This is a genomic window from Pseudoalteromonas luteoviolacea H33-S (assembly GCF_001625695.1).
In the GTDB taxonomy this organism is placed as follows: domain Bacteria; phylum Pseudomonadota; class Gammaproteobacteria; order Enterobacterales; family Alteromonadaceae; genus Pseudoalteromonas; species Pseudoalteromonas luteoviolacea_B.
Genome location: NZ_AUXY01000024.1, coordinates 26706 through 44799 on the forward strand (window position 1 = coordinate 26706; position 18094 = coordinate 44799).

The 18094-nt window shown below is 42.0% G+C and carries 18 protein-coding genes; 7 read left to right on the top strand and 11 right to left on the bottom strand.

Features of this window, described 5'->3' with window-relative positions:
- Nucleotides 1-25 precede the first annotated feature (25 nt).
- Genes N477_RS01455 through N477_RS01465 form a run of 3 tightly spaced genes read right to left on the bottom strand, consistent with a single transcriptional unit; the run spans nt 26 to nt 1527 of the window.
- On the bottom strand, nt 26-469 hold the full coding sequence (locus tag N477_RS01455) for a flavodoxin (protein ID WP_063363538.1): 444 nt from the start codon (nt 467-469) through the stop codon (nt 26-28).
- A complete protein-coding gene (gene truC, locus N477_RS01460) occupies nt 469-1203 on the bottom strand; it encodes a tRNA pseudouridine(65) synthase TruC (RefSeq protein WP_063363537.1) in 735 nt (244 codons plus the stop codon). The genes N477_RS01455 and truC overlap by 1 nt, the downstream gene beginning before the upstream one ends.
- Nucleotides 1204-1206: 3 nt before the next feature.
- Entirely contained in the window at nt 1207-1527 is a 321-nt protein-coding gene (locus tag N477_RS01465) for a YqcC family protein (RefSeq protein ID WP_063363536.1), read from the bottom strand.
- Nucleotides 1528-1687: 160 nt separating this feature from the next.
- Here N477_RS01465 and N477_RS01470 point away from each other — a divergent pair, with 160 nt between their 5' ends.
- On the top strand, nt 1688-2713 hold the full coding sequence (locus tag N477_RS01470; RefSeq protein WP_063363555.1) for a DUF3549 family protein: 1026 nt from the start codon (nt 1688-1690) through the stop codon (nt 2711-2713).
- Nucleotides 2714-3022 carry a DUF3301 domain-containing protein gene (locus N477_RS01475; RefSeq protein ID WP_063363535.1) on the top strand — a complete coding sequence of 103 codons (309 nt, stop codon included), beginning with the start codon at nt 2714-2716 and terminating at the stop codon, nt 3020-3022. It abuts the gene before it with no gap.
- Nucleotides 3023-4172: 1150 nt separating this feature from the next.
- On the opposite strand, the gene N477_RS01480 is transcribed toward N477_RS01475, so the two are convergent.
- Entirely contained in the window at nt 4173-4838 is a 666-nt protein-coding gene (locus tag N477_RS01480) for a GNAT family N-acetyltransferase (RefSeq protein ID WP_063362275.1), read from the bottom strand.
- A gap of 132 nt (nt 4839-4970) precedes the next feature.
- Here N477_RS01480 and N477_RS01485 point away from each other — a divergent pair, with 132 nt between their 5' ends.
- From N477_RS01485 to N477_RS01495, 3 genes are all read left to right on the top strand, one after another.
- Nucleotides 4971-5198 (top strand): DUF2789 domain-containing protein, encoded by a 228-nt coding sequence (locus tag N477_RS01485; RefSeq protein WP_063362274.1) that lies wholly within the window; start codon nt 4971-4973, stop codon nt 5196-5198.
- Nucleotides 5199-5264: 66 nt separating this feature from the next.
- The gene (locus N477_RS01490; RefSeq protein ID WP_063362273.1) at nt 5265-5528 is read left to right on the top strand and encodes a hypothetical protein; all 264 of its coding nucleotides are present in this window, start codon (nt 5265-5267) and stop codon (nt 5526-5528) included.
- A gap of 1 nt (nt 5529) precedes the next feature.
- Nucleotides 5530-6303 (top strand): Zn-ribbon-containing protein, encoded by a 774-nt coding sequence (locus tag N477_RS01495; protein WP_063362272.1) that lies wholly within the window; start codon nt 5530-5532, stop codon nt 6301-6303.
- Here N477_RS01495 and syd read toward each other — a convergent pair.
- Entirely contained in the window at nt 6297-6845 is a 549-nt protein-coding gene (gene syd / locus N477_RS01500; RefSeq protein ID WP_063362271.1) for a SecY-interacting protein, read from the bottom strand. The two genes, N477_RS01495 and syd, sit on opposite strands and share 7 nt — an antisense overlap.
- Before the next feature lie 60 nt (nt 6846-6905).
- On the opposite strand from syd, the gene queF reads away from it, so the two are divergent.
- Nucleotides 6906-7751: an NADPH-dependent 7-cyano-7-deazaguanine reductase QueF gene (gene queF / locus N477_RS01505; protein WP_063362270.1), complete on the top strand. Its 846-nt coding sequence runs from the start codon at nt 6906-6908 to the stop codon at nt 7749-7751.
- 33 nt (nt 7752-7784) lie between these two features.
- Here the strand turns inward: queF and N477_RS01510 are convergent, their stop codons facing one another.
- Genes N477_RS01510 through N477_RS01525 form a run of 4 tightly spaced genes read right to left on the bottom strand, consistent with a single transcriptional unit; the run spans nt 7785 to nt 14929 of the window.
- Nucleotides 7785-8660: a peptidylprolyl isomerase gene (locus N477_RS01510; protein WP_419555225.1), complete on the bottom strand. Its 876-nt coding sequence runs from the start codon at nt 8658-8660 to the stop codon at nt 7785-7787.
- Nucleotides 8661-8664: 4 nt separating this feature from the next.
- Complete coding sequence (locus tag N477_RS01515) at nt 8665-9483, bottom strand: transporter substrate-binding domain-containing protein (protein WP_063362268.1); 819 nt, start codon at nt 9481-9483, stop codon at nt 8665-8667.
- Entirely contained in the window at nt 9483-13208 is a 3726-nt protein-coding gene (locus N477_RS01520) for a translocation/assembly module TamB domain-containing protein (protein ID WP_063362267.1), read from the bottom strand. The genes N477_RS01515 and N477_RS01520 overlap by 1 nt, the downstream gene beginning before the upstream one ends.
- The gene (locus N477_RS01525) at nt 13208-14929 is read right to left on the bottom strand and encodes an autotransporter assembly complex protein TamA (RefSeq protein ID WP_063362266.1); all 1722 of its coding nucleotides are present in this window, start codon (nt 14927-14929) and stop codon (nt 13208-13210) included. Before N477_RS01525 ends, N477_RS01520 begins: the two co-directional genes overlap by 1 nt.
- 170 nt (nt 14930-15099) lie before the next feature.
- Here N477_RS01525 and N477_RS01530 point away from each other — a divergent pair, with 170 nt between their 5' ends.
- Nucleotides 15100-15432: a ribonuclease E inhibitor RraB gene (locus N477_RS01530; protein ID WP_063362265.1), complete on the top strand. Its 333-nt coding sequence runs from the start codon at nt 15100-15102 to the stop codon at nt 15430-15432.
- A gap of 50 nt (nt 15433-15482) precedes the next feature.
- On the opposite strand, the gene N477_RS01535 is transcribed toward N477_RS01530, so the two are convergent.
- Both N477_RS01535 and N477_RS01540 read right to left on the bottom strand, forming a co-directional pair.
- Entirely contained in the window at nt 15483-17222 is a 1740-nt protein-coding gene (locus N477_RS01535; RefSeq protein ID WP_063362264.1) for a DEAD/DEAH box helicase, read from the bottom strand.
- Between the two features lie 353 nt (nt 17223-17575).
- Nucleotides 17576-17881, bottom strand: a complete 306-nt coding sequence (locus tag N477_RS01540) for an H-NS histone family protein (protein WP_063362263.1) — start codon at nt 17879-17881, stop codon at nt 17576-17578.
- Between the last annotated feature and the right edge of the window lie 213 nt (nt 17882-18094).

Genomic DNA, 18094 nt, shown 5'->3' on the forward strand with positions numbered 1-18094 from the left:
TCAATTGAGGCCTTTTTATTGATATTTATAACGCAGCTACCCACTTTACTAACCAGGGCTCTACCGCTTCCCAAGGCTCGAAGTACTCCCCTGCATCCACATCTAATCGCGGCTGGATAATGTTGGCATTCAATTGTTGAATCAGCGCATCAATTTGACGTCCAGCACCACAATACGTATCACCATAACTACTATCACCCAGCGCGACAACGCCTACACTTTTGTCGGTCAGCATAGGCATTTGCGCCTGCATTTGAATAAACAATGGGTATAAATTATCTGGAATATCACCTTGTCCTGTTGTCGATGAAACAAATAGCGCGTGCTCTGCCGATTTAACATGCTCTAAGGTTGCAGGTGCGGCAATGTGTGCTTCATGCCCTTGTTCATTCAAATGAGTCTGTATCTGCTCAGCCAAATTCTCTGCATTACCGTAAACACTACCTACAAACAAGGTGATTGATGCCATTACTGATAGTCCTTCTGAGTCGACGGCCAACCTAGCTGACGAAAAATATCCAACGTTTCCTCACCTAACTTAGCGCGAATTAATATGGGTTGTTTAGTATAAGGATGGAGAAACTTTAGCTCAGTTGCAAATAACATCAGCCTTTGCAGGCCAAAATGATCACGGAAAAAATGATTATGTTTATTATCTCCATGATTTACATCACCTATTATTGGAGTTGATAAGTGATTTAAATGCCTACGGATCTGATGTTTTCTGCCTGTTTTTGGAAAGCACTCAACCAAGGAGTAACGAATGCTTGGGTATTTACCAAACGGAATATCGAGACTTGCTTTATGCAGACATCTCACCAACGTCTGCGCCTCCTGAGGTGCTTTGTCTTGATCAGCGAACTTATCTGCTATTTTATCCAATTGCTCTTTAAGCGGCTTATCTACAAAAATTTCATCTTTGCTGTGGCCACGAACCAAGGCAAGGTAGCGCTTTTGAATGTCTCCTTCAATGAACACCTGGTTCATATCTCTGGCCGCTTCTGAGCTCAAAGCAAACAATAAGACCCCACTGGTTGGCCTGTCTAGGCGATGCACAGGGAATACATGTTGGCCCAATTGATCTCTAAGCATTTGCATCGCAAATTGCGTTTCTCGCTTGTCTAAAAAGGAGCGATGAACTAACAACCCAGATGGTTTGTTAATGGCCACATAGTGTTCATCTTGATAAATTATTTCTAGCATAAATTATTGTGCCCCATTTGAAATAAGCGCATCAATTTCGCTCAAGCATTTAGATAAAAGCGCATGATCGGGATGTTGGGCAAAAGCCATATCACACATAGGGGCAATAGCAATGTTGGTCGGTAATGGCACACCGCTTTCAATCATCACCGTTATTTTAGGAATAAATACAAATTGCAGCCATTGCTCAAATCGTAACGTATCACAGCAAAATGGCTGCACAGAAGCCAAAGCTTGCTCGTCAACTGGCTCAGCTTGCCAAAGTTGAGATTGTTTTAATTGTACTTCTAATACAGCAAGATGCTGTAAAACCACTTGGCTCACTGTCACGCCTCTAATTTATTATCAAAGTGGCAGTATACCACTTGTGTCAATTAAGCACATTTTCAAAATAGGTATTAGAAACCAATGTAGCTTGCGACTCTTAACCCCCACTGCAAATACCGTTATACTTGCACCCACTGTAATTTTTCGTGAGCAAACAATGACGACACATATTTCTACTTTAGGTGAACTTTTAACATCAGCTGGCACGCAGTGGCGCGTGTATGACATTGGTCGTCGCATCACGAAAATAGACAAAAAACAATTTGATCAAATCGAAAACACGCAAGTGCCTTATCCATACCCTTTAGGCGGGCATGCACTGATGGCGATTCAGTTTTGGGATAATCAAGCGACATTAGATCCTTATGTCTGGTTCTTAAAATTTCCGCTTGATGAGCAAAGTAAGTTAAACATTGCCAGCAGAGATCATTTTGCATCCATGGTCATTGAAGCGCTGGGCACACAGCTGACTGGCGAAGCCGCACAAGGGAAGCTAGACAATAACCCTTATGTATATACGCCTAACGCCAACAAGTTAGCCGCATTCAACGCGTTGATGAAATGCGAACTAAAACGCCCAGCATCAAAGTACTATGAAACAGTAGAGCAATATTTTACTTCCCATGGACAAACTGATTGGCAAAGCCTCGCGCTGCAAGGCCTCGCTGATTACGCCTTGCGTTTAGCGCATGGTCAAAACCAAGCGAACCTGATGGCATTGTGGTCTACTTTACCAGCGCAAGTACAAAGCCCGCTTGCTGCCATGCTTGAGCATGTCAGTATCTCAACAGAACTTACTGAGTTTTTACAAACGCAATTAAACACACAGCTAACAACGGATAACTTAGCTGGCGCAATTAATAGCTTTAGAGCCATGTCTGGCAGTCACGGATTAGGACTGATCGCACAATCTGTTGATCAGCTATTGGCATCAGAGCAAAATCTAGAAGCTGATATTTTATTGACCATTGCCGGGCGAGGCTGGGAAACCTTGACCGATCCAGATAGGCTTTACACATTTATGGATAAAGCAGCTCAAAATAGTCAAATAGAGGGGCTATTTGAAAGTATTTTTGCTGACTTGGTTGCAATTCCAATGCTTCGTCCTCATGTATTAGGTTTACTGAGAGCGCAAAATCGCAGCGAAACCCTATCACGGGCAATTGGAAGGCTTTTTTCATAAATGATCACACTTTGGATATTTATACTGATTTTTTCATCATGTAGCTTTTTTTGGTTCAGCAGGAAAATCGCTGAAGCAGCACGTGAGCACGCAACGCAGCAGAGTGAAAAGCTCAATGTGCAACTGCTCAGTGTTGCCTGTCAAAAACGCCGCTTAGGTGTGTTGAAAAATGGCCAGTTAGGTATCAAAAGTGAATTCCTGTTTGAGTTTAGCTCAGACAGGGATAACGCATACAAAGCGACACTTTATTTAGAAAATCAAACATTAGTCAAAGTTGATGTACCACCACATAGAATCATAGAATCATAGATTAAGTGATTAAGTGATTAAGTGATTAAGTGATTAAAGAAAGAATAACTTAAGAAAGTGATTTAATTAAGAATAGAAAACAGAAAAGAAACTAAGGCGCAACCCTGTTTGTCACGCCCCAATCCGACGATATCCCTTTGAGGTATCCGCTACCTCTGCCTACAACATACAAGCAAGCCGCCAACTTTCATCATCCCCTGAACGGGTATACATCCAATCACACCCGATCCTCATCCATGCCTTCATCCAACGTGTATCCTACACTCGTTCCACTTACGCATTATCCTTGTGCGCTCCAACCTAGTCCCTTGGCACTTCCTATGCCCGTACATCCTATGTATTAGTACTGAAATGTCCTCAAATACCTTTTCCTTAGGCTGTCCTATCCGTTTTTGACATACCCTATGTCTGCACGTCCTATGCGCTATCCTATGCCACCTTGGCTCCTCTTCGCCTAATCCTCGGCGCTCCTATCCTTTATGACATATCCTATGTCTGCACATCCTGTGCGCTATCCTATGCCACCTTGGCTCCTCTTCGCCTAATCCTCGGCGCTCCTATCCTTTATGACATATCCTATGTCTGCACATCCTGTGCGCTATCCTATGCCACCTTGGCTCCTCTTCGCCTAATCCTCGGCGCTCCTATCCTTTATGACATATCCTATGTCTGCACGTCCTGTGCGTTATCCTATGCCACCTTGGCTCCTCTTCGCCTAATCCTCGGCGCTCCTATCCTTTATGACATATCCTATGTCTGCACTTCCTGTGCGCTATCCTATGCCACCTTGGCTCCTCTTCGCCTAATCCTCGGCGCTCCTATCCTTTATGACATATCCTATGTCTGCACTTCCTGTGCTACGTCCTAGCCTCTTGGCTCCTCTTCACTTAGTTCCTTAAGCGCTCCGAACTTCCCGTGTAAAAATCCGATACCTTCCTAGTAGCAATGTTTGCTGCCGTATCCTTTTATCCTTCAACACGAATAAGTTTAAGCGAATCAGCGCCAATAAATAGGAGATATTCTCAATTAAATATCTTAAAAATCTTTGCAATAAATATAAAAACACAATTAAAACAAATACTTAAATTAATTTCAGAGCTATAAACCAGTGATAGTAACTATGAATGCGCACAACCATGTAGGAAAAGTCTCACAGTGCTTTTTCCAAATCGTCAGTTCGTGGTTTAAAGAGCAAATCACCGGACACTGATTTAAACGTAATTTCTTTGACCAATTGATAGCCATGCGCTTCAAAAAAGTTGACTTGATTCCCTTGTGTGACAAATACCGCCATCCCTGACATAAAGTCATTTTCACTGACTAATGAGTCCAGCGCACTTAATAAATAGTGTCCATATCCCAATCCCTGATAATGTGGATCCACTGCGATAAAAGACAAAAAGTAGTACTCCCCTAAATCTCGCAATTGGGCTTTGATGGCACGCTCCTTTTCTATGATTTGCTGAGTCTGTAATACACCTGCCCCCATCATTAACGTAAACCGCCAGTGCCAACCAAAGCTTTTATCAATTTCACAGTGAGAAGCAAAAGCACATGCCACTGCAACCAAGTTTTCATCAATATATATCCCCAGAATAGGCTGTCCTGATTTTCCAAAGCGTGTCAGCTCCTGCCTAACCAATGCCCTCAATTTTGCATCGTATTTACTTTGGTTTGGTTCATTAAGAATGTGTACAAGTAATGGATCATCTCGATAAGCTTGAAATAATAAACTTGCAGCGACATGGATATCTTCAGGTTCAATAAATTTGACTGCAATTGGAGTGGTCTGTGTTTGCTCTTCTGTATTAGACATAATCTTCCCTTGTTTATTCACACATGCTGTTAAGTAAAAACAGAATTCGTCTGGGTATTGTTTTTATTTGCTGAAAAAAACATCGGCATCTTTACTATAGTTGTAGAGATTTTCTTGTTCAATGGGGGTTACATGGATAATAGCTATCATTCGTTAAATGCATTATTCGCGCAGCTTGGTCTGGATAATAGTGACGAGCATATTTCACAGTTTATAGATAATAATAAGCTACCAAGTAATGTCTTAATTGTTGATGCGCCATTTTGGAATCAAGGGCAAAAACATTTCATCGAAGAATCGTTAAACGCTGATGCAGACTGGAGTGAAGTGATAGATACACTCGATGCCCTGCTGCGTTAAATTTACAGGTCGTTGGGCTCATTGTATAAAAGTGATAAACTAGACTTTATTTTTCGGTCGTTTAATATGCACCCAGCAGCTCAACAAGCCATCAGCACATTGCTTGCTGAAGGTAAAACTCCAAGCGTGGCAACAGTTAAGGCTAAACTGACTGAGCCACTCCCTATGCCTGTTATTATCGCCGCGTTGGCCACTTACAAAAATAACCCCGAAGCAATTACACCTGTTGCACAACAAAGCCAACCAACTCCTGCTGAACCACAAAGTCAATTAGACAGAATTGAAGCTAAGTTAGATAAGCTTTTAGCACTGTTAGAAGAGAAGCAATAACATGTTCGTTGTCGATTTAACTTTTGATTGCTATCAAGACACCACGCTAGAAAAAGCAGAGCAAGCTATCAATCGCCTCGTCAATGCGCTGCGCTTCAATGGCCAAATCATTGGAGATGAATTCCCGACAGTACTCAAAGACGGTTTTTTTATCACACGTGTTATGTGTCCACTTGAAGACTCGCTTCACCCACTTCATCACAGTCCTTTTGTAAAACACGCTGTTGAACAACTACAACAAGCGGGTTTATTGGCACCAAAAGTGAAAGTGATTGGACAGGATATTCATGCTAATGGTGCAGATCAATGCCAAGCACCTTCTTGCTATATCCTTTATACAACCTATGTACATACATGCAGCCCGCTTTATTGTGGTGATGATTTTCAGCCAGTGCCCCTATACAACATTCCGGCCATCGCCAATGGCGATTACAAAGCGCTCATAAAATGGCAAGAAGATTGGCAGGCTTGCGATCAAATCCAGATCAATGGTGCAACCCGCTGCGAGTTTGCAGCATTAGAGGAAATTACCAGCTTATCTAGCGATTTATCCCGCAGAGGGCTCGACTTATCAAAGCGTATTCGTTACCTTACGCAAAAACCTGTCTACTACTACCTATATCGTGTCGGCGGGGAGAGTCTTGCAGCAGAAAAACAAAGAAAATGCCCAAAGTGTGATGGCGATTGGGCATTGGATGAACCTTGGTTTGGGTTATTTGATTTTAAATGTGACAACTGTCAATTGGTCTCAAATATATCTTGGGATTTTCAGTGATCAAAGCTCAAATTAGCTAAAAACGACTCAATATCTTTAGCCAATACATGATGTGTTGGCTTACCTACATACTCTAAACACACCTCACCGCTATTCAGCTTCACCGAGATCAGCAGGTCATCCCTGTCTGTCAAACCGATAAAGACAGTGTCATCTTGCTTTAAGCGTCGCTTCATCAATACATGACCGGTGATGTTCTGTTGTAAATTCACAAAATCATCTTCATTCCAAACCTGAAGCAACTCAATATCGTTACCATCAAATTGTGCCTGAATATTGCCCGCAAAAACCGCACCATAAAAGGCATGTAATGCTGGTGGAAAGGTCACTTCAAGCGCCTTTGCAAGATCTTCAAGCCCCTGCCTCGGCTCCCTTGTCACCGCTTGCCACTGAATGTTGCCTGCATCATCGGCCCCACCTACCTCGCATTTACTTGGGTAATCTGGGTCATGGGGGATCTTGGGTAAATGTCCATGTCGCTGCTCTATTGCCGCTGCATATCGCTGATGTAGTGTTTCCATCAAAGTTGTCAATGAAGCCATACTGCCATTCTCGTTTTAATTCGCTATAATTCCGGCCATTGTAACCACTATTGGTGAAACATGACAGATTACAACAACGCACCTGAACTGAAAGCCTCAGTGCTTGGTAAAACCACAGAGTATGCATCTGCATACGATGCATCATTATTGCACCCGATTGCACGCAAACTTAACCGTGACCAAATTGCGGTCGATGAGCAAGCATTGCCATTTAAAGGCGAGGATACTTGGACTGGGTACGAGCTTTCTTGGCTCAACAATAAAGGTAAACCACAAGTTGCAGTAGCAACTTTTGTTTTTCCATGTCAAAGCTCGCATATCATCGAATCTAAGTCTTTTAAACTGTATTTAAATAGCTTTAATCAAACGCGATTCGAGTCCATTGATGACGTGCACAAACATCTAACAGATGACCTGTCTCATGCAGCAAGTTGCGATGTCACAGTAACCCTATTTGGCCCAGATGAGTACAACTGTATCCCTTTTACTCCACTGCCAGGCGAATGCATTGATGAGTTAGATGTGGACATTGATACATACAGTCCTGAAGAAGGCATATTAACGCACACTGACAATGCTCAGGTATCTGAAACACTCTATAGTCACTTGCTTAAGTCAAATTGCTTAATCACTTCTCAACCAGATTGGGCAAGTATTGTGATCCGCTACGAAGGTCAGCAGATCTGCAGAAAATCTTTGCTTAAATACCTTATCTCTTTCCGCGATCACAATGAATTTCATGAGCAATGCGTTGAACGTATCTACTGCGATATACAGCGCGCATTAAAACCGAGCAAACTAGAAGTATATGCACGTTACACGCGCCGCGGTGGCTTGGATATTAACCCGTACCGCTCCAGTGAGCAAAATACCACTGGATTTAACGTACGCGTCAATAGACAATAATAGAAGTGCCGCTTTGCGGCACTTTGTACATCGTTAACTTTTTCTTCTCGTTGGCACCGAAATCGCACACACATCAACGTAATTTGGCGTAAACTTAAACCACGGTTCAGGTCTGTTCGTTCTCGCCGCCACCAGCTCCTCAAAAGACGAAGAATCGGTATTCAAATATTCAAAAAGGCTGGAGTCTTGCTGTGCAATATCACTGAGGACATGAACTCCGATAATTGGATTATAAGGCTTGCCTTCTTCAGGTGTACGCTGAAGCTGCTGCACATGCTCCATTCCCTCTAAAACACGACCAAACACGGTAATATTTCTATCTAGATAACGCTGTGGTGAAAGCGTAATATAAAACTCGGTGCCACCGCTATTAATGTCATTTCCTCTTGCCATGGCAAATGTGCCCGTACAGTGTGTCATCCATGTTTTTGTGCCACCGTGATTTTGACCTACAGCAAAGCCGTTCAAAAAGCCGGTGCGGATCGCATATCCGTCAGAGCCATCCAACGCCATAATTCCCAACTTACGATCTGTTTTATGCGACAACTCAGCGTTTAAGCGCTTCTGACCATTAGTCGGTATTTTGCTATCAGTAGAGTCTCCTCCCTGTGCAACAAACCCCTCAACAAAGCGATATACACTGAGACCATCATAAAACCCTTCTCGTGCTAGCGCTTTGATATTTTTTGAATGACTCGGTGCTAACTGCGTATTGAGCTCCACGTATACATAACCGGTTTCAAGTTCGATACGGATCACATTGTCATTGTTAACCGTTTGCCATGCAGTACTTGGCGCTGTATTAATAATTTCGGACGGCGCACGGACCACAGTAGTCGGCTCATCCGCCTGCTGCATACATCCTGAGAGCATACCCACAGAAATAAAAAGGAGAGAAGTCGCTTTTATCATTTTATTTTTTATACCATAACTGAGAATTATCAAGGGGCGCACTGGGCGGTAAACGACGATTTTTCAATTCAATGATCGTGCGTTTTTCAAGAGAAAGATCCGTGATCAACTGCGCAAAGTGATGACTAAACAATTTTTCAAAATTGCCATCCAACAAAGCCTGATTCAAACCACTTTGCAGTATGCTGTGAAGCTGACTGTTTTCTTTATCCACAAACAAATATACTGCTGACGGATAGTAAAATAACAGCTCTTTTTCAGCATAAGTTTTATAGCTCTTTAAAACCTCTGGTAATTCCAAAACACTGATGGGAATAGCATCAAAACGATTTGATCTCAGCATGTTAAGTGCAGCTGAAAAGGTATGAAACGCATTTACTGACAGCTTGTTATCAACAAAAATATCATGATCTGGCCAATCATGCCTCAGTCCATAATGAAATGACTGTAATTGAGAAATGTGATTCAATTTTGAAAAGCGTGCTTGATGCGGCTCATTGATAAGTAAAATACGATAGCCAAGTAGCCCCCTCACAATTGGGAAGCGAATTGCACGAGCCATATTTTCTCGCTCGAAACTGGTTACAGACCAGAAAATATCAATGCCATTTTCCTTCCCCAATAGCCTAATGGCTCGGCTTTGAGTCGGAATGTTTTTCACATATTCAAGTTTGTAAGGCTCTTTTTGATAAGATAAAGCAAGTTCAATTAATTCTAAAACGTAAGGGTGCGCACCTGCTGTAACCCTTACATACTTCGTGTCTGTTGCATAAGTTGCGCAACAAAACAATGCAACGAGCAAATAGCTCAAATAGCGCATTAATCACCCCAATTAAACTTGTACAACAGGTCAATGCTATCGTAAAGGCCACTCGTCGCCTCTAGGTAAAGCTTTGAAAATACTCGATAACGTACTGCAATTTCACTTAAAGAGGCAAAAACGCCTACTCGATAACTGACTTGCACACTCGGTGTAATGTAACCCGAAAGCTCCACCTGTGTATCGTCACCACTTCCTTTTGCAGCTAAATTTATATCTCTTAATCCTAACTTTTTTCCAGCTTTTGTAAACAGCCCTTTACTTTTATCAATCCCTTTTGCAAGTAACAGCTGCGCTAAAAGCGTATTGTTACCGCTATCTCCCTCACTAAATGGCGCGCCATTTAACAAGTACTCTAGTGCTCTGGCCTGATCCATTGCAGGTTCTGCAAAAATAGTTAACTGAGGAGATGCTATGCTTCCTGTCGCAGAAACACCTGCAATGACATTATCAGCGGTTGTGTCAGGGTTGCGAATGGCACGGATATTTAAATATGGCATGTCAGGTGGACCATTAAAACCAAGCTGGCCAGTTTCAATCACTAGGTCTTGTCCAAATGCAGTGTATTTGCCCTCTAACAAAGATACTTCTCCGCCCATCAAGAGCGCATTCCCTACCTGACGCTCAATATCTAAAACACCAGTCAGGTAGGCATCTAAACCAAGCGCAATAACTCGCACATCATCAAGTAGCTTTATATCTATATCTGCTTGATAGTCTAAATATGGCGTTTGATCTTGCACTGCAATGTCATCAAGAAATACTTGATCATCAGTCACTAAAATTGCGTCCTCAGGTAATGTGTCCAGCTGTACTCGGGCAAATGGAACCTCTACCACACCTTGTAAGTCTAGCAACTTTTCATCGTATCTCATTGTCAAATCTGGAGAAACCGCAAGCTGTACGCCCGACATAGGACGTAAAAATAACTGCTCGCCTTTTATTCTCCCCTCAATCAGCACATCACTCTGCCAATCTATCAGCCCATTCAAATGCGCATTACCTGATTGTGGTGTTTGCACTTTACCTGCTAAGTTCACTTGATGCTCATCAAAATCGGCAACAAGATCTAAATTGGTCAATTGTATCGGTAAATAGCTAGACTCAATGCGCACGTGCTGGGCCTGTATTTTCCCTAATAAGTTGGGCTGTTTTAAGTCACCAGAAAAGTTTACCGTGCCATTAACATCTCCATTTAACGTCATATCTGGCCATGTATAAGCGCGAGCATACGCCGTTAACTCATCAAGCTGTATACCATCAATTTGAACCTGCCCAGAGACCTGTTTGCTGTTATATATGTCCGCAAAAGACAGCACACCTTTAAATAGCCCAAGCTTATTAAATGCAATATGCCACTGTGCTTCTAGCGCTTGCTTGCTTCCTTGTACGACAACCTCTAATTCCTCAATTGCTAGGGTGTGACTATGTAGAGGCTCATCTTGAGTTGATTGGCCTTCAGGATTTAACGTCACTTGCCCTTCGTTTATCCATAGTTTGCTATCAACTTTATCAACCACACCTTGTCGCACTGCAACTTTACCATAGCCATTGAGCTCCCCTCCAAGCGCTATCTGGTCACTCACCTTTGGCCCCAATGTGGCTAGCGGGATATTCTCAAGCTCAAAATTAGCAACACTCTGCGTTTGTGATACATCCGCTTTAGCACATGCTTTTCCTTCGTTTAACTGCCAGCAATGATGTGCAACATTAATCTGTGACGGACTCGCAGCCAAAATAATGGGCGCGGATAACTTGCCATACAAGTTATCCACCTCAAATGTACTCTGGTCAATTGTTCCTCGCCAAGTCTGTTCATCAACTCCCCCGGATAGATTGGCCGACAGAGAAAGTTGTGGGCTATTAACGGTAATGGCCCCTCCATGCGCTGCGCGATTTCCGGCAGCTAAAAACTGCACTTGTGCATGCTTGAACTGAGAGAAACTAAAATCAGCAACATCTAACTCAGCTCTGCCCTGATAATTGTTTGTTGCATCTAGCTGCACCTTGACTGTGCCTTTTTGTAACGAGAATTCGTCAGAAACAACTTCTGTGATTGCTGTATTGACCGCCACCACCGGCGCCTTAAGCTTCCCAGTTATTGCAATCTCACTGTTCAAAACGGCATCGAGTGGTAATAATCGGTTTGCACTGTGATTGATATCTGCGAGAATCGCTAAATCTAATTGCTCCCCTATGCTCCCTGAAGCTTTGAGTATACTTTCCCCATATTGCACTTTAGCCCTTTCTAATTGCCCTGAGTATTGCTCATTAAGCTGTCCACTAAAAGTGAAAGCTAGCGGCATATCAGCGACTATTCCCTGTAAATCAAGTGAGCCCACATGAATTTGCCAGCTATCTTCAACAGACGTGAATTGCAACTCGTAATGACCACTTAACTTGGCAGCTTCCTCAATACCGAGCCCAGGCAGAGGCAGCTCAAATAACCTACCTTGTGCACTGGCCACTATACCGTTTTGCCACGATATTTGACTTGATAATTCAGAGAACGCATCTGCAACAGAGATACGACTTTTATCGATTGTTAGCTGTGACAAACTACCTAAGATTGCTATATCAAACCGCACATCATCAGATAATTGCGCTAATCTATGTCCATTAAGCGAACCTGCTATTTCAGCACGGTAATTATTCAAGTCTCCACGACTGAGTACTTTTAGCTCGGAGAGCTCACCAATTTCTGGCAGCGCTACATCTGATACCTCTGCATTTAATTGAAAAGGCCAATTCGTTGTTGTCGGGGACGCCTGTATATTTAATTCAGCATTGAACAACCCAGACACTTCGCCATGTAGCACCAAATCATTCGCGCTGCCTTTGAGTGCAACAACTGCGGCGCCCTCTTTAGTACTGACCCCTATAGCACCATCGATAACGTGCGATATTAAATCAAAGCTTAAATCCGCATAGGAAAACATTTGCTTATGCGTAAAGCGAAATTGTTCAATGCGAGCCTGCTGATGGGAAAGTGTCAATGTGAGGTTGATATCCTGTACTTCAACAGGTACTTGTTCCGGTGATTGGATGGTAAGCCTTGACAGCTGAGCCTTATCAACCTCGATGTGCAATGGCACAAATATCGAGGGTATGGCGATCGGCGCTATGTGTGCAGGTACGCTAAACGGTTCAGCTTTCGCCGCCTCTGTATTGATTATGCTAACTTGTTCGACCGTCAAATAAGAGACGTTTAACCGCTCGCCCTGAGCATACGCCTCTAATTCAAGGCCGTTCACCCTCATAGACATACCCGCAAGCTTTAGCTCGACACGCTCCAAATTAAACGACTGTATACCGATTGAGACGGGTAAGGCGATGTACTCTTTAATGGCTTTGGGCTCGGATATTGGGTCTTTTGAGTTTTGCACTTTACTTGTAGAGGTTGAATCAGCCGCTATCACCTTAATATCAGAACCGGCTATTTTGAGACACAAGGTGGCACAATCAAACCAATCAAGCGATAAACGAAAATCTCTTGCTGACACTGAGACATCTGAGGTTTTATATGTGAAATCAACAATACCACCAGAGAGTAAGCGGCCTGATTTGAGCGATACATTTAATTCAGACACCCAACTGCTTGCAAATGACACCATGACTCGGTTACCGACATGGGTTTTTACTAACAAAAGAATCATGACAAACAAACTGAGTAAAACGACGACCCATCGACGTTTCAACAGAACAAAGATTTTAGCGTACGGCATTATATTTCTGGCCCTATAACAACACTGAGTCGAGTGCTACGACTTGGCTTGCTCAGTCCCCATGCATGGTCAACACGGATCGGACCAAATGGTGTGATATAACGAAAACCAAACCCAGCTCCCACAGACCATTTCTCCTCAAAATCATTGGTTGCCTTTCCGCCATCAATAAAAATGGCAGCTCGCCAATTTGGCAAAAATTCATAATTATATTCTGTGCTTGCAGTCACTAGATACTTGGCTCCCAAAAGCTCACCTTGCTCCCCCTTGGGCGAGATAGATTGAAACGCAAAGCCACGTATACTCTGATCGCCCCCCGCGAAAAAGCGCAGATTCAGTGGTGTTTTATCAAAATCTTTTGCAACCACAGCACCTAATTCGGCTCTAAGAAGCAACAAGTGACGCGCTTTGTATGTTCTCAGCCAAGCCTGTTTCCAATGGATTTTAGTCAATGACGTAGATGAGATCACATCTTCATGCGCAGCCTCAATGGTGATTAACTGCTCATTGCCCCAGTAAGGTGTCATGCCGCCCTTACTCATTTTTCTCGCATAACTCACCCCAGGAAGGAGCATTTCAGTATCCAAGATAAGGCCTGTTTGCTCACTTTTCTCATGCTCTCGTTTCAAAAATGCAGTTCTCACCCAGCCGCTATCTAACACCCATTGACGTTGGAGCTGCACATTCCACGCAGTCACCTTTACGCCTTCTGTTAAGTCATCTTGTAATTGATAGCCACCGAGCACGCGCCACAAATCATCATTTGGGTCCCCTGCAGGGATTGTATAAGCGCTGGTCACATCTTGCTTTCGCTCTGATACATTCAGATCCGTTTCAAACGAATGGCCCATTTGATTAACCCAAGGCCTTTTCCACTTAAAGCGAAACTTCGCCCCAAGCTCCGTACTATACCCACCGCCTACTTCAAAACTATTCGCTGGCTTGTCTGTCACATCGACTCTAATTGGAACTTGCCCTGCGTTACGTTCTTTTAATAAAGGGTAAACAGTCACATTTGCAAAGTAAGGGGTCTCATTTAACGAAATACTCAACTCACTCAATTGTTTTGCATCATAGTGATCACCTTGCTCAAACGGTGCCAGTTCAGAAATAAAATACGCCGCCTTTGAAAACCCTGGGAGCTGTAATTCACCAAATTGGTATCTCGGGCCTGAATCAATGATTAACTTTACCGCCCCATGTTTTTGTGCGCGATTGATCTCCAAGGCACTCTGTTGCCATGTGAAATCAAAGTACCCCCGCTCCAATAAGGCGCTCTCAATTTTACTTTTTGTCGCACTGTAAGCGTCATGACGAATATCTTCACCCCGTTTAATAGGCAAGGCGTTTAGTAACTTTGACAAGACCAGATCTTGACTGCCTGCACCGAGTATCTGAACATTTATATCTTGCCAGTGAAACGCTGCAGAGAGCACAATATCAACGCTTAACGTTTGGGCTTGATCAGAAAAAGAAATATCACTGTTAAATTCATAATACCCGACCGCTTGAAGTGCCAATTGGATATCTGCTCGAATGGCCTTTTCTTGTCGGTGTGAAAACTCGGTATCGTGATATTTATCTAAATAAAGTGCAACATTCTCATCTGCTAAATCACGCTCAGAATGCACCTCAATGGTCTTGATAAGCATTTTTGCAGCCGCAACAGGTGGTAGGATATAGACAAATAAAGCGATTAAAAAAACAATAAGACGTGGCACACAAACCCTTTTAACTCATCAATCAATATTTTGTGGTCACACTCGACACCACATGTTGATTAAAACTACCACAAGCCACCCTAGATTCTCGACAAAAATTTGCCATTGACGCTTTTTATTTCACCTAGGATAACGGACAATACACATAATTTTACTAATTGAGTGATGATATGCAATTTCCTAACGATGACAATGGTGAGCTGTTATCTGAAATAGCCGCAGCAGGCGTGGATCTGTCGCAAATGCAAAATATTGATTTTTACATCTTATTTGAGCAAAAGCAGAATGCGGAACGCTTTATTGAGACGATTGGCAAAGATGAGCTCGCACCAAAAACACAATTGGGGAAATGTCCTGACACTGGTGTTTGGGAAGTATTAACCACAGTCACTATGGTGCCAGCACACGAGTTATTAAGCCAAACGGAACAGTATCTAGAGTCTATTGCAAACAGTCACGAAGGATATGGCGATGGTTGGGGCTTAATGGCCGGCGAAGAATAAACGCTACAATAAGTCGCAGTAACACTATACTGCGACTTATCTATGCCCTTTTAACTTTTATCTGCAACCCTGAACCCACCTTTGTAATCAAAGATTTTTTCAACTATTTGCCAGCCGTATTTCTTATGCTGTTTGGCAATTACAAAATCAGGTGCAGTCAGTAAAGTAATATCCACGTCATGTGCACTTTTCCAGTTATTAACTTGCTCACCAGATTTAAGCCGCTTTGCAAAGTTTTTGTGGAAATAAAATTTACTGCCTTTGTTCGAAAAATCATAAACTTCGCTTGCCTCAGCACCATCCTCATCAAAGTAGGATACTTTTAGCACAGTCGATTTAATGACTTCAGCTGTCATACCACTGCAACGCAATACTAAGGCATTCTTTAGATTCAATGCATCACGTAATTTATCATCCGGATCAGCCATGACTTCACCACAGCTATTGCACTGCCTAGCTGCAATATCATTCTCAGCACCACAGTGATCACATTCTTTGAATCTGAATCGATAGTCGCACTGCAGTGACTCACCTTCGGCTTCATTTTCTAAGATCCCTTGGCATCTTCTACCGAAGTGTTCGACCACTTTGCCTTGCTCATCTAGTTTACCCCAAAACGTATTGGCAAAGCCGCAACCAGGACACAACACTTGAACTGGCTCACTATCAGAGTTAGGTTTCACCGTGCCAACTTCTGGATGAAAGAGGTCAAAATCATTGCCCGCATAATCGATCACTAAGCAGTCTTTTTTCCCCGTGTCCAAACGCAAGCCTCTGCCAACAATTTGCTGATACAAACTCACTGACTCTGTAGGCCTCAATATGGCAATAAAATCGACATGAGGCGCATCAAATCCAGTTGTCAGTACTGACACATTAACCAAAAACTTAATTTCTTTATTTTTAAATTTAGTAATGATGTCATCACGTTGTTTATTATCAGTATCACCTATAACAAGCTCAGTTTCTTTACTGGGTAAGTAACGGACAATTTCCTTTGCATGTAATACCGTTGCGGCAAATATCATCACGCCTTTACGGGAATGGGATTCACTTATTACATGGTCAATAATACTTTTTGTCGCGCGAGTATGAGAGCTCAGTAAACTATTCATATCGCTCTCACTAAAACGCCCAAAACTATCAGGTTTCAGAGCTGAGAAATCATAGTTTTCTACGGCTGGGTCAACTTTTTTAGGTGGGGTCAGATACTCATTGCTGATCATATAACGCAATGGTAATTCATATATACACTTATCAAACGGACTCTCTTTATTTCCACGAACAAAGCCATGATAGTGTTCGTGGTAGATCCAACCTAAACCAAGTCGATAAGGGGTCGCTGTTAAGCCTAATAATTTAAGGTTTTCATTAAACGCTTTTAAACGTTTAATTACTTGCATGTATTGGCTATCTTCTTGGCCACTCACACGATGACATTCATCAATGATTACCAATGAATAAAATGTATTTAGTTGCTCTAAGTTTCGAGCTAAAGACTGGACTGATGCAAAAGTGACCTGCTGTTCAAGTTCTTTTTTATTAAGACCTGCAGAAAATATGCTCGCCTTTAAACCATAACTCTCATATTTTTGCGCATTTTGCTCAACTAGCTCTTTAACATGGGTTAGCACTAAAATCTTGCGTTTTGCAACTCTGGCAAGCTCTGCAATAACAAGACTTTTACCAGCTCCCGTAGGCAACACAATCACAGCAGGTTTGCTGCTTTTCCTAAAGTGAATAATGGTATTTTCTACTGCTTCTTTTTGGTAGGGCCTAAGCGTGTAAATAACGCACCTCTAGTCACCTGTCATCATAGCTAAAAGTATATCACCAATTACATTAAGGCAGCCATTACATAACAAAACAATGATATATACTCACTAAAAGTTTAGCTTTATATTAACCCATAATGGGTACATAAAATATATTTGTAATTATTATAGGTAATTACTTATAAGTAAAAAATTAAAATAAAAAATTAAAATAAAGATAAAAAAAGCTTTAACCGAGTAAAGAAAAGACGAGATTGATAACAAATGTAGCGTTTTGAGATTGAAAGCAGGTGAGGCTTATTTACTACCTCACCGACTTAAAGGAATAGTCCTTTTCAATTTAGAAATTGATTGAAAATATTTTATAATTATATCTTATAATCATCTAAATTTACGTTTGCGAACGCTTTAGGTGTTTTACCGCGTCCGGTCCACTCATGTACTTTACCATCGATTTCGATTCGATATTTCGGACTGACTTTGCTGCGCTTGTCCATAGCACCAGAACCAACTAAGTCATCTAGCGTTAATCCCTTTTCTTTTAGTAAAGCTAGTACTTCCTCTTTCGCTTGCGCTTGCTCTTGTTGTTGAGCAATTGCTTCTTGAAGAAGTTCATATGCTTTAGTCAGATCACTGAAGCTAGCATTTTTAATAAAAGATTTTATTTCACGCATTAGATTTCTCTCATAAAGTGTTGATTACAATTTTCATTGAAGTATTAAAAAGCTCTAATACTGAGAGTATATTATATTTATATAATTTCAAATTAATAGCAGTTATTTAATAAGATTATGTTTTATTAAAAAAAGGTACATTTTAACTTCATGCAATATCAGCATTAATTTTTTTCATTTAGATGAACACCGACAAGAAATAAGTACATGTTT

Coding starts and splice junctions, on each gene's coding strand:
- N477_RS01455 (WP_063363538.1), bottom strand. CDS start 469: ATGGCATCAATCACCTTGTTTGTAGGTAGTGTTTACGGTAATGCAGAG.
- truC (WP_063363537.1), bottom strand. CDS start 1,203: ATGCTAGAAATAATTTATCAAGATGAACACTATGTGGCCATTAACAAA.
- N477_RS01470 (WP_063363555.1), top strand. CDS start 1,688: ATGACGACACATATTTCTACTTTAGGTGAACTTTTAACATCAGCTGGC.
- N477_RS01475 (WP_063363535.1), top strand. CDS start 2,714: ATGATCACACTTTGGATATTTATACTGATTTTTTCATCATGTAGCTTT.
- N477_RS01480 (WP_063362275.1), bottom strand. CDS start 4,838: ATGTCTAATACAGAAGAGCAAACACAGACCACTCCAATTGCAGTCAAA.
- N477_RS01485 (WP_063362274.1), top strand. CDS start 4,971: ATGGATAATAGCTATCATTCGTTAAATGCATTATTCGCGCAGCTTGGT.
- N477_RS01490 (WP_063362273.1), top strand. CDS start 5,265: ATGCACCCAGCAGCTCAACAAGCCATCAGCACATTGCTTGCTGAAGGT.
- N477_RS01495 (WP_063362272.1), top strand. CDS start 5,530: ATGTTCGTTGTCGATTTAACTTTTGATTGCTATCAAGACACCACGCTA.
- syd (WP_063362271.1), bottom strand. CDS start 6,845: ATGGCTTCATTGACAACTTTGATGGAAACACTACATCAGCGATATGCA.
- queF (WP_063362270.1), top strand. CDS start 6,906: ATGACAGATTACAACAACGCACCTGAACTGAAAGCCTCAGTGCTTGGT.
- N477_RS01515 (WP_063362268.1), bottom strand. CDS start 9,483: ATGCGCTATTTGAGCTATTTGCTCGTTGCATTGTTTTGTTGCGCAACT.
- N477_RS01520 (WP_063362267.1), bottom strand. CDS start 13,208: ATGCCGTACGCTAAAATCTTTGTTCTGTTGAAACGTCGATGGGTCGTC.
- N477_RS01530 (WP_063362265.1), top strand. CDS start 15,100: ATGCAATTTCCTAACGATGACAATGGTGAGCTGTTATCTGAAATAGCC.
- N477_RS01540 (WP_063362263.1), bottom strand. CDS start 17,881: ATGCGTGAAATAAAATCTTTTATTAAAAATGCTAGCTTCAGTGATCTG.